The organism is Pseudomonas sp. GV047 (assembly GCF_003058245.1).
Lineage (GTDB): Bacteria > Pseudomonadota > Gammaproteobacteria > Pseudomonadales > Pseudomonadaceae > Aquipseudomonas > Aquipseudomonas marginalis.
The window spans coordinates 441,391-452,621 of record NZ_QCWA01000001.1; the positions used below are offsets into that span (position 1 = coordinate 441,391).

10 protein-coding genes are annotated in these 11,231 nt (G+C 61.0%); all 10 read left to right on the top strand.

The annotated features are described in order from the left end of the window. Positions 1 to 4: 4 nt before the first annotated feature. Genes tssE through icmH form a run of 10 tightly spaced genes read left to right on the top strand, consistent with a single transcriptional unit; the run spans position 5 to position 11,216 of the window. Positions 5 to 406, top strand: coding sequence for a type VI secretion system baseplate subunit TssE (gene tssE, locus C8K58_RS02160; protein WP_027608611.1), 402 nt, complete (start codon positions 5 to 7; stop codon positions 404 to 406). After that, positions 396 to 2,183 (top strand): type VI secretion system baseplate subunit TssF, encoded by a 1,788-nt coding sequence (gene tssF / locus C8K58_RS02165; RefSeq protein ID WP_108572856.1) that lies wholly within the window; start codon positions 396 to 398, stop codon positions 2,181 to 2,183. The genes tssE and tssF overlap by 11 nt, the downstream gene beginning before the upstream one ends. Beyond that, positions 2,147 to 3,154 (top strand): type VI secretion system baseplate subunit TssG, encoded by a 1,008-nt coding sequence (gene tssG, locus C8K58_RS02170; RefSeq protein ID WP_027608609.1) that lies wholly within the window; start codon positions 2,147 to 2,149, stop codon positions 3,152 to 3,154. Before tssF ends, tssG begins: the two co-directional genes overlap by 37 nt. Before the next feature lie 12 nt (positions 3,155 to 3,166). Then, positions 3,167 to 5,605, top strand: coding sequence for an AAA family ATPase (locus C8K58_RS02175; RefSeq protein WP_108573311.1), 2,439 nt, complete (start codon positions 3,167 to 3,169; stop codon positions 5,603 to 5,605). Beyond that, complete coding sequence (locus C8K58_RS02180; protein ID WP_108572858.1) at positions 5,602 to 7,134, top strand: sigma-54-dependent Fis family transcriptional regulator; 1,533 nt, start codon at positions 5,602 to 5,604, stop codon at positions 7,132 to 7,134. Before C8K58_RS02175 ends, C8K58_RS02180 begins: the two co-directional genes overlap by 4 nt. A gap of 59 nt (positions 7,135 to 7,193) precedes the next feature. After that, positions 7,194 to 7,325, top strand: coding sequence for a type VI secretion protein (locus C8K58_RS32605; RefSeq protein ID WP_081744502.1), 132 nt, complete (start codon positions 7,194 to 7,196; stop codon positions 7,323 to 7,325). Between the two features lie 16 nt (positions 7,326 to 7,341). Then, the gene (gene tagH, locus C8K58_RS02190) at positions 7,342 to 8,526 is read left to right on the top strand and encodes a type VI secretion system-associated FHA domain protein TagH (RefSeq protein WP_027608606.1); all 1,185 of its coding nucleotides are present in this window, start codon (positions 7,342 to 7,344) and stop codon (positions 8,524 to 8,526) included. Positions 8,527 to 8,531: 5 nt separating this feature from the next. Beyond that, entirely contained in the window at positions 8,532 to 9,032 is a 501-nt protein-coding gene (tssJ, locus tag C8K58_RS02195; RefSeq protein ID WP_027608605.1) for a type VI secretion system lipoprotein TssJ, read from the top strand. Next, entirely contained in the window at positions 9,019 to 10,347 is a 1,329-nt protein-coding gene (tssK, locus tag C8K58_RS02200) for a type VI secretion system baseplate subunit TssK (RefSeq protein ID WP_092356780.1), read from the top strand. The genes tssJ and tssK overlap by 14 nt, the downstream gene beginning before the upstream one ends. Positions 10,348 to 10,352: 5 nt before the next feature. Beyond that, entirely contained in the window at positions 10,353 to 11,216 is an 864-nt protein-coding gene (gene icmH, locus C8K58_RS02205) for a type IVB secretion system protein IcmH/DotU (protein ID WP_092356783.1), read from the top strand. The last annotated feature ends 15 nt before the right edge of the window (positions 11,217 to 11,231 follow it).

Sequence of the window (11,231 nt, forward strand, 5' to 3'; positions counted from 1 at the left end):
AGGGATGACGCGTAACCAAAACCTCTTCGAGCGACTTGAAAGTCCGGCCGCAAAATCATCATGTGCCGTGACGTCCGTCGCAGCTCATCTGGGAAAGATGCTCAGCATCCGCGCTGGCAGCGTGCAGACACTGGAGGATTACGGTATGCCGGATCTCAATGACATGAGCCAGAGTCTGCATGAGTCATTGAGCCAGTCGCGCTTGTTGATCGAGCGGTTTATCCGGGCCTATGAGCCCCGCTTGAAGGATACGCACGTGAGGGCGTTGCCTTGTGGTGACGATCCTCTGGCGCTGGCGTTTGCCATTGACGCCACGCTCTGCGTCGACGGGGTGACGCAGCCCGTGGTGTTCACCGCGCGCCTGCAGGATGCTGGACAGGTTGAGGTCTTGCCTGATGTCCTTTAACCACTATTACCAGAGCGAACTCAGTGCGTTGCGACAGCTCGGGCGGCGCTTTTCCGAGCGCAATCCTGCTCTCGCGCCCTTTTTAGGGGAGGCCGGTCAGGATCCGGATGTGGAGCGGCTGCTGGAAGGCTTTGCTTTCCTCACCGGTCGCCTGCGCCAGAAGCTGGATGACGAGTTGCCTGAGCTGACTCATTCCTTGATGCACCTGCTGTGGCCCAACTACATGCGGCCCCTACCTGCGTTCAGTATCCTGCAGTTCGAGCCGTTGAAACATGCGGGGCCCGGTGTGATGGTCGCACGGGATACACCGGTCGAAAGCGCTGCGGTCGATGGTGACCGCTGTCGTTTTCGAACCTGCTACGCCACCTGCATCTTGCCGCTGCAACTGAGCACGCTGGAGTACTGCGTCCAGGGAGAGCAGGCGTTGCTGAGCCTGCGCCTGGACATGGGCGGCGAAGGCAATTTCAGCGAATGTGCGTTCGATCAATTGCGCCTGCATTTGTCGGGAGACCGCTACATCAGTCAAGCGTTGTACCTGAGCCTGTTGCGCGAGGTTGAGGGTATCGAGTTGCTGCCATTGGGCGGTGATGGGCTTGTGGTCAGCGGGGCTGATGGCCAGCCCCTGCTGTTGCGATTGGGTGGCGATCAGGTCAGTCCGGTGGGGTTCGCGGAGGAGCATGCGCTGATGCCTTATCCGCAGAATACCTTTCGTGGATACCGCCATCTGCAGGAGTATTTCGCCTTTCCTGAAAAGTACCTGTTCGTCGATGTGCTTGGCCTGGATGCGTTGCAGCGGTTGCCCCAGGACGTACTCAAGCAAATCTGCAGCGTCAGGCTGTGCTTCAAGTTACGCACCCGTTGCCAGGCAACCGGATACCCCACGCTGGACAACGTGAGGCTGTACTGCACGCCCATCGTCAACCTGTTCAAACATGATGCGGTGCCGATTCGCCTGGACGGCAAGCAGGACGAATACCTGTTGATTCCTGGGGAATATGCGCGCGCAAACGCCTGTGTATTTTCCGTCGACAAGGTCACGGGCTGGCGCCCCGGCGGGCTGGGGTATCAGGCGTACGTACCGTTTGAATCCTTTGAGCACGACGGCGTTATCGATGCATCGGCAGCGCCCACCAGCTACAGCATTCGTCAGCGTGCTTCGGCGCATCATGCCGGGCTCGATACCTGGCTGGGGTTCGGAAGCGGGCGGGGGCATACCCAGGAAACGCTGTCGATCGAGCTGACATGCACCAATCACAACCTGCCTCGGCAATTGCAGGCAGGGGAGATCAATCAGCCCTGTGAGCAGACACCGGAGGGCTTGTCATTTCGCAATATCTGCGCACCGACTGCGAGTTTCGCACCGCCCCTGGACCAGGACTTTCTCTGGCGACTTATCAGCAACATGTCGCTCAACTATTTGTCACTGAGCGACATCAATGTCTTGAAGGTGGTCCTCGAAACCTATGACGTGCCGCGTTACCACGATCTGCAAGCGAAAAAGGTCAGCCAGAGAAGGCTGGGGGCCTTGCGATCCATCAGCCATACGGCCGTCGACCGCTTGCACCGGGGCATGCCGCTTCGAGGGGTGCGGGTCGACCTGAGCATTGATTCCCAAGGTTTCCTGGGGGCGGGCGAAGCGTTTTTGTTCGCCTCGGTGCTCAACGAGTTCTTCGCGCTTTATGCCAGCCTTAATGCCTACCACGAGCTGCGTGTCATCAGCACACAAGGAGATGTGTACCTATGGCCACCTCAGATGGGGCAGCAGCCCCTGCTTTGAAGCAACTGTGCCGTGCCATCCGTGAATATTCGCTGTTCCAGGCGATTTCGCAGGTGATCAAGCGCCTGCGCGATGCCCATCCGCTACTGGATGACAACGCACTCTATGAGCGGCTGGAGTTTCAGGCCAACCCGGGTCTTGGTTTTCCCGGTCACGATATTGACCGGTTGGAGTTTTTTGTTGAACACGATCAATTGCGTGCGCGTCTTCGCCTCAATGTCCTGGGCCTCTGCGGCGCAGGTTCACCCTTGCCGGCCTTTTACGGTGAGCAGGCGAGTGCCGATGGAGCGGGCGGCCACGCGACTCGAGACTTCCTGGACCTGTTTCACCATCGTCTGCAACGGCTGATGCTGCCGATCTGGCGCAAATACCGCTACCAGGCGTGTTTCCAGGCGCAGGCGCGTGATGCTTTTTCCGAGCAGATGTTTGCGTTGATCGGGTTGAGGGGCCAGCGCATCCGTACCGCCGCGCAGTTGGACTGCAAGCGACTGTTGCCCTACCTGGGGTTGCTTGGCCTGCGGGCGCACTCGGCGGCGGTGATCGAAACAGTGCTGCGTTACTACTTCGGGCATGAGCGCATGTTTATAGAGCAATGGGTGGAACGCACGGTTGCCATTGCTCCCCCGCAGTTGAACCAGCTTGGCTGTGCCAACAGCCTGTTGGGCTTCGACCAGGTACTGGGAAGCCGGATCACCGACTGCAACGGTAAGTTCCGGGTGCATATACAGGATCTGGATTGGCAGCGCTTCCATGGTTTCTTGCCGACGGGGTCGGAGTATCCACTGCTGTGTTCGTTGGTGCGACTGGCTGCACGAGACCCGCTGGAGCATGACCTGCGGCTGGTGCTGGCCAAGGAGGCGCTCAGGCCGTTGCACGTGGGTGAACACAATGTCTGCAGGCTGGGGTGGACCACTTGGCTGGCACACGAGTGCGCCGATGGTGCGGTCATCGTGGCCAGCAATGCTCACTAGGGACTAATGACCATGATGAATGTAGACCTGCAACAGCTGATCCTGACATTGACGCCCGCAGTCCGTCAGGACCTGGAGCGCTCGGCCGAACGTTGCGTGACGCGAGGTGGCAGGGAGGTCCTGGTGGAAGACCTGCTACTGACCCAGCTGGAACGTCCCAGGGGGCTTTTGATACGAGCCTTGGCCGACGCCGGGATCGAGGCGCAGACGCTGCAAGCAACGCTGCAGCCCAAGGGGCAGGCAAGTGCCACGCGTAATCCGGTGTTCGCCCCGGCCCTCGTGCAGTGGTTACAACAGGCGTTGATGGTTGCCCATCTGGAGTTGCGCCAGAGCTTCGTGGACCACGGTGCACTGTTACTGGCTTTGTTGCGTCACCCGCTGCAGCACGCGGGCACCGGCTATCACGCGTTGCTGAGCCGTTTGGATGCACAGCGTATACACGGGTTTGTGCTGGACCAGGGGCCTGACGTCTGCCCGGCAGCAGGCGGCGAGTCACTGCTGGCGCGCTTTACCCATGATCTGACACACCAGGCCCATGAAGGGCGTATCGACCCGGTGCTGTGTCGCGAGGGTGAGATCCGCCAACTGATCGACATCCTTATGCGGCGGCGCAAGAACAATCCGATCCTTGTCGGCGAGGCCGGGGTGGGCAAGACCGCAGTTGTCGAAGGCCTTGCCCTGCGCATCGCCAGCTCGCAGGTGCCGGAGCCACTCAAGGGTGTGCGTGTGCTGACCCTGGACATGGCACTGCTGCAAGCCGGTGCCAGCATCAAGGGCGAGTTCGAGCGGCGTCTCAAAGGCGTGATCGACGAAGTGAATGCCGCGCCGACACCGGTGATTCTGTTTATCGACGAGGCGCATACCCTGGTGGGGGCGGGTGCCCAGGCGGGTGCCGGCGATGCCGCCAACCTGCTCAAGCCGGCCCTGGCCCGTGGTGAGTTGCGTTCCCTCGCTGCCACCACGTGGTCCGAATACAAGAAATACTTTGAAAAAGACCCTGCCTTGGCGCGGCGTTTCCAGCCTGTGCTGGTTGGCGAGCCCAGCGTTGAACAGGCGACTTCGATCCTGCGCGGGCTGGTCCCGGCCTACGAATCCAGCCATGGCGTGCATATACGTGACGATGCCGTCGTCGCGGCGGCGCAGATGAGCGCCCGCTACCTGGCAGGGCGTCAGTTGCCCGATAAGGCCGTGGATGTGCTGGACACCGCCTGCGCACGTGCGCGAATCAACCAGATAATGGTGCCCGAGGCATTGGAGCGCCTGTGTACCGAGCACGCTGAAGGCTCGCGGCAGCGCGACTCGCTGAATCGAGACAGGGACGCCGGATTGCCAATGGATGAGCCGGCTGCACAAGCATTGGGCCTGCGATTGGCGGCTGTCGAGAGTGAGCGTCAACTTCAGGAGCAGCGCTGGCTGGAACAGCGCGCGTTGGCGGAGCCGTTGCGTGTATGCCCGCGACTGGTGGCACAGGTCATCAGCGCCTGGACCGGCATTCCGGTTGAACAACTGTCCCTTGAGCACAGTGCATCGGTGCTGGGGGTTGCCGATGCGCTGCGGTCGCGCATTCTCGGCCAGGAACCTGCCATACAGGCGCTCGACCGCAACCTGCGCGCGGTGGCTGCCGGACTGAACAAGGCCGATGCGCCGGTCGGTGTGTTTCTGTTGGTAGGCCCAAGTGGTGTGGGCAAGACCGAAACGGCCTTGGCCCTGGGTGATTTGCTGTATGGCGGCGAGCGTTTTGTCACCACCCTCAACATGTCGGAGTTTCAGGAAAAACACGCCCTGTCTCGGCTGATTGGCGCACCTCCCGGTTATGTCGGCTATGGAGAGGGCGGAGTGCTGACGGAAGCCGTGCGCCGGCGCCCCTATTCGGTGGTGCTGCTCGACGAAGTCGAAAAGGCCGACCCGGAGGTGTTGAACCTGTTCTATCAGATCTTCGACAAGGGGCTGGTCAACGATGGCGAAGGCCGGGAAATCGATTTTCGCAATACGCTGATCCTGATGACTTCCAACCTGGGCAGCGATTGCATTATCGACTTATGTGCAGGCGGCCGACGACCTGGCACACAGGTGCTGCAGGACGCAATTCACCCTCTGCTGCGCGACTATTTCAAACCGGCACTGCTCGCCCGGATGCGAGTCGTACCCTATTACCCGTTGATGGGCGCTGTGTTGCATGACCTGGCAAGACTCAAGCTCGACCGTCTTGGGCGAAGGTTGCAGTCACGCAAGCTGGCCTTGAGCTATACGGCCGAACTGGTCACGCATATGGCTGAGCGGTGCGTCCATAGCGACAGCGGAGCGCGGTACATCGACCAATGGATCGAGATCCACCTGTTGCCGCAGATGGTCGATCGACTGCTTGGGGCGGTGGCGATGGGTGAGCCGCTGTCGCGGGCCCACGCCTGCCTGGATGGTGACGGGCTGCCGATCTGTGAGTTCAGCCAATGATGAACGATGTGCTGGCCCCTTTACCCCAACCCCTGGCCTACGCCGAGACGTTGTTGGCCTGGTTCACCCGAATGGGCATCGAGGGTGACGAGACAACGCTGCCAGGCCTGTGTGTTGCAGCGGCTGCGCAACTGAGTGAATGCGAACTCGGCCAGTTATATTGGCGGGACGAGGACACGGGTCGGCTGGACTTGATTGCCCAGTATTTTCCTGGCGCATTGCCCCTCGGCGAGGGTGCTTGCGGCGCAGACTTTCAGCATCAGCAACTGTTGCGTCACGTGCTCGGCCATCCCAGTATCCTGAGCGTGGATAACCTGGACGACAGTGTGTACGAAAGCGGTTTTCTACCCGCGACAGCTACGCCCTGGCACTCGTTGATATGCCTGCCGCTGTTCGCTCGCCACAAGGCCGTTGCCGGTCTATTGCTGTGCGCCAGCCAGCGGCCGAAACTGCTCCAGGACTACGGACCCTCGTTAAGCCAACTGGCAAGCTTCGCCTTGAGTCAGCTGGCGCTGTTGCGACGTGTGCGTCCGCCGCACAACGGCTCCCAGGCCAGGCCTTGTCTACCCTCGGCGCGTATGACGTATGGGCTGATCGGTAACAGCGCAGCCATGGAAGAAACCTACCGGCTGATCGGCAAGGTGCTGAATGCGCCCTGCACGGTGCTGCTGCGCGGGGAGACCGGAACCGGCAAGGAGGTGGTGGCACGGGCCATCCATGCTGCCGGGCCGCGCAGTAGCAAAGCCTTTGTGGTGCAGAACTGTGCGGCCTTTCCCGAGGGGCTGCTGGAGAGCGAGCTATTCGGTTATCGCAGGGGCGCCTTTACAGGCGCCGAACGTAACCATGCGGGGCTATTTGACGCCGCCGATGGCGGCACGTTGCTCCTCGACGAAATCGGCGATATGCCGCTGTCACTCCAGGCCAAGCTGCTGCGGGTGTTGCAGGAAGGCGAGGTTCGCCCGTTGGGAGCCGATGCGGCCCATAAGGTCGATGTGCGAATTATCGCAGCGACCCATCGTGATCTGGCTGCAATGGTGGCGGAGGGCAGTTTTCGCGAGGACCTGTACTACCGACTGGCGCAGTTCCCGATCGAATTGCCGGCCTTGCGCGAGCGCGACGCAGATGTGCTGCTGTTGGCGCGACAGTTCGCACAATCGGCCTGCGCGGCAATGGGGCTCTCGCCGGTGGAATGGTCTGCTGCGGCCTTGGATCAACTCTCGTGCCACCCTTTTCCCGGGAATGTCCGTGAACTCAAATGCCTGGTCGAGCGCGCGGTACTGCTGTGTGACGACGCAGTGGTGCTGCCTGAACACCTGGGCCTGTCGTCCGGGCCGACCACTATTGCCGTCGGCGCGACGTTGCGCCAGCGCCTGGAACGGGTTGAACGGGTATTCCTGATCGACTGCCTGCACAAGAACCGTGGCAACCGGACCCGTACGGCACGCGAGTTGGGGCTAGCACGCCGCACCCTGCTTTACCGCCTTGCACGCTTGAACATCCCTGGCGGCGATGTCCGAGGGGGACGCTGAATGGTGCACGTATGGCTTCCACTCTTCGCCGCCAGCCTTACTTTCATTGGAGATACCTGATGCCACTTCGTACTTGGAAATCCTTGGGGCTTGTCCTGTGCTTGTTGAGCGGCTGCAACGCCAATTACGTTTTTGATGACGCTGACTACCGTCCGCTGGGTGACCCCCAGGCGACACGTCGCAGCGATTGAACAGCGGAGCCTTGTCATGCAACTAGTGTTTGAGGTGTGCAATACCGGAAGCGGTGAGCCTGCATCCTGTAAGACATTCGACGGCGTCGGCGGCGTGATCGGCCGCGGGATCGGCTGTGACTGGGTCATCCCGGACGCGAGTCGCTTGCTCTCCAGTCATCATGGCCTGGTCAGTTACCGGGATGGCCAGTATTTTTTCACCGACATCAGCAGCAATGGCATTGGCGTGTCGGGCAGCGCGGAGCGCTTGTGCAAAGGGCAGGCACGACTGATCAGCGAGGGTGATGTCTACCAACTAGGGCCAGTGGATATCCGTGCACGACTTGTGGCGCCCGGGAGACAAAATGGCCGGCAGGTGTTTTTCGGCAACGATACGATTCCGGATGACGCGTTTTTGGTGCTTGACCCCTTGCGAGCACTCGATAGCGAGCAGGTGCATGGCAGCTCACCCGGGGATCCGGAGGCGCTGAAACTCTCGGCTGCGAGGGCGGCCTGCGCACTGTCCCACTGCCCCCTGGAACGGGATCACCTGATCGTGCCGAGATGGGCCGAGCCAGTAACGGAAGAGGCCTCGACTCAACCCGCCCAGGTGACTGCAGCCAGTCGTGCTCCATTCTGGTCGCAGTTCGCGGACGCGATGGGCGTGCCCCTGGATACGCTTGATACCCAGGCATGCGAAGCCCTGGCGATCAAGGTGGCTGGTCTGTTCAGGCAAACCATCGAAGGGCTGCAGCAGAGTCTGCGTACTCGCGATGAGCTGAACGGCGAGTTGAACCTCGGTTGGACCGTGCCTGCCATTAAGAGTCACAACCCCTTGAAGGATTGCACCGATACCCCGTCTGCCCTGGCCTCACTGTTGGGCCTCGGTGAGCCGGGCCCGCTGCCTGCAGAGGTAGCGGTCGCCCAGGCATTCCGGGAAATGCAAATCCACCAGCTGGCCTTGGTCGTGGCTTGCCGTGCTGCAATACGTGGCGCTGTGGAGGCATTTGCACCAAGCCATCTGTTGCTGTGCTTCGAGCGCCAGGACATGCCGGCCAGGTTCTCTACCGATGGAGCCCACTGGCGGGCCTACCAGCGCCATTACCGACACCTTATCGACGAGCAACCCTTGGGCGAGCAGCTGTTGCGTAACCAATTTTCCAAAGCCTACGCGGAGCAGGTGCGCCTGGTCGCCACGCTGCATGCGCCTTATCCGGGATGACTGTCATGTATCGAGCTGCCGTTCTGTCAATGCTGCTTGTACTCGGCCTGCTGACCGGGTGTGCCAGCGTGTCACCGTATTCAACCCTGACCAAGCTGGACCTGGCGTTGAGCGCCAGCGACGGCGTCAACCGCGACCTTCACGGTCGCCCGTCTCCCATCGTGGTGCGCCTGCTGGAGCTGCGGCACGCGGTGGCGTTCGAAAACGCTGATTTCTTCACCCTCTATAGCCGCGCAGAGCAGGCGCTGCCCAAGGACTGGGTCAACAGCGAGGAGTTGGAGCTGCGCCCCGGTGAGCGGCTGGCGCTGAAGCTCAGTGTCGAACCACAGAGTCGTTATGTCGGGGTGGTGGCTGCCTATCGGGACCTGCCCCATGTGCAATGGCGGCTTGTGCTGCCCGTCGCCCGGCAGCGCCTGACGCGTGTCGAGCTGATGCTCGACGAGTCCGGGGTTCGCGTCGTTACCCCTCAAGCCCGGAGGTCGGAGGATAGACATGCAGGTTCATAAAGTCGTGTGGCAGGAGGGCATGCTGCTGCGCCCCCAACACTTGCAGCACAACGACCGTTACTACCACCAGCAACTCAACCGTACCCGTTTGCTGGGCATTGATGGTTGGGGGTTCCTGACCCTTGATGTCGATATGCAGTACCTCAATCTGGGGAAGCTGGTCGTCAACCAGGCCAGCGGTGTATTTCCCGATGGCAGCTTGTTCGAGCTGAGCAGCGTGATGGAGCCACTGGCGTTGCAGGTTCCTGCCCACACCAGTGGGCAAGCCATTTACCTGGCGTTGCCGTTGGCCATCGGCAATCAGGTGGAAGTGCGCCAGCAGGAGCACAGTGATGTGCTGGCGCGCTACGTAAGCTGCGAAGCGGAGATCACTGATTCAAACGCTGGCTTTGATTCCCGTTGCCGGATCAACTGCGCACGCCCGGACCTGCGATTGCTGTTAGGGGAGCAAACCAGTGACACGTTGCAGGTGAAACTCCAGGTTGCCCGGGTGCTGGATTCGACCCGCGAGGGCGGCGTGCGGCTGGACGCGGATTTCGTACCGGCGTTTATCTATGTGCAGGGCTCAGGCTATGTCGCGTCATGTATCAAGGAAGTGCTGAGTCTGCTGGGCACCCGAGGCGATGCGATTGCCGCGAGGATCCGGGGAGGTGGCGGGGCGGAGGGGGCCCAGGTCGGCGATTTCCTGATGCTGCAACTGATCAATCGAACCGAGCTGGTGTTGCGTCACTTCCTGAGTCAGAGCCAGGTACGTCCGGAGGTGTTGTACAGGCAGTTGTTGTCGATCCTCGGCGAGTTGTCGACGTTCGCCACCGACAACAAACGCGCGCAACTGGAGACTCGTTACCAGCATGGTGAGCAGGGGGCGAGTTTTCGTGGGTTGATGGAAGGCATTCGCACCGTGCTGTCGTTGGTGCTGGAACAACACGCCACTGAGCTCCCGTTGGAGCCGCGACAGTATGGTGTGCTGGTCTGTCCGGTGAGTGATCTCAAACTGCTGGGTAGCGCAACATTCATTCTGGCGGCAACTGCCCAATGCGATTCGGAGGAGCTGCGCCACCGCCTTCCGGCGCACTTGAAAATCGGCTCCGTGGAACGCATCCGCGAGCTCGTCAATCTGCATCTGGCCGGCATCAAGGTCAAGCCACTGCCGGTGGCGCCCCGACAGATCCCGTTCCATGCCGGCAAGACCTATTTCATGCTCGAACTCAGTGCCCGTGATATCACGCAGCTGGAACAATCGGGCGGTTTTGCCTTCCACGCCAGTGGCGAGTTTGCCGAACTCAAACTCAATTTCTGGGCCATCAGGAACTGAATGCCATGACAATGGACAGCGAATACCCGCAGGACGAAAAAACTATCCTGCTTGACCTCGATGGTCGCGCGCCCGCAGGGGCGCCGGTGACGGACTTCCCATCGCCACCGCGCTTCGAACGGTTGGAAGACCGGATGATCTACACCGCCAGCCTGCAAGGGGCACAGAGTTTCAAGATCGGGCCCAACATCCTGGTGGCCGCCGCCTGGGAACTCCTGTCGCAGGTCGTTCGACTCAAGCGCAGTTCCGGCCGGGAAAGCTTGCAGGCCCTCAATGACCGGTTGTCGTCGGGGATCACGGCGTTTGAAGCGTATGCCTTGCACCAGGGTGCAGAGGACAGGCAGGTCATGTCGGCGCGCTATGTGCTGTGCAGCGTTATTGACGAAGCCGTGGTCACTACCCCGTGGGGCAGTCGCAGTGACTGGTCGAAATCCAGCCTGTTGAGCCGCTTTCACAACGAAACCTTCGGTGGCGAAAAATTCTTCCAACTGCTGGAGCGTTTATCCCGCGACCCCGTCAAGCACCTGGCAATGCTGGAGTTGATGTACCTGTGCCTGTCGCTGGGGTTTGAAGGTAAATACCGCGTCATGGAGCGGGGCGGGCCGCAGTTGGAAGCGGTACGCGATGGCTTGTATCGACAGATCCGGCATGTGCGCGGTGAGCGCCCGCCGATGCCTGTACCCGCTGCCGCAGCACAGGCACCGGGTGCCGGGATGCACATCTTTTCCCCTGCCGGGGTCGTCGTCTTCACGCTCGCCTGTTTGCTGGCCATGTACCTGGGTTTTGCCTGGGCATTGGGCAATGAACGCATGGCGGTGCTGCAACCTTTTCAATCTTTGGCGTCGGATCAGACACGGTCGCCGTTGTAACGCTGGGAGCAATGA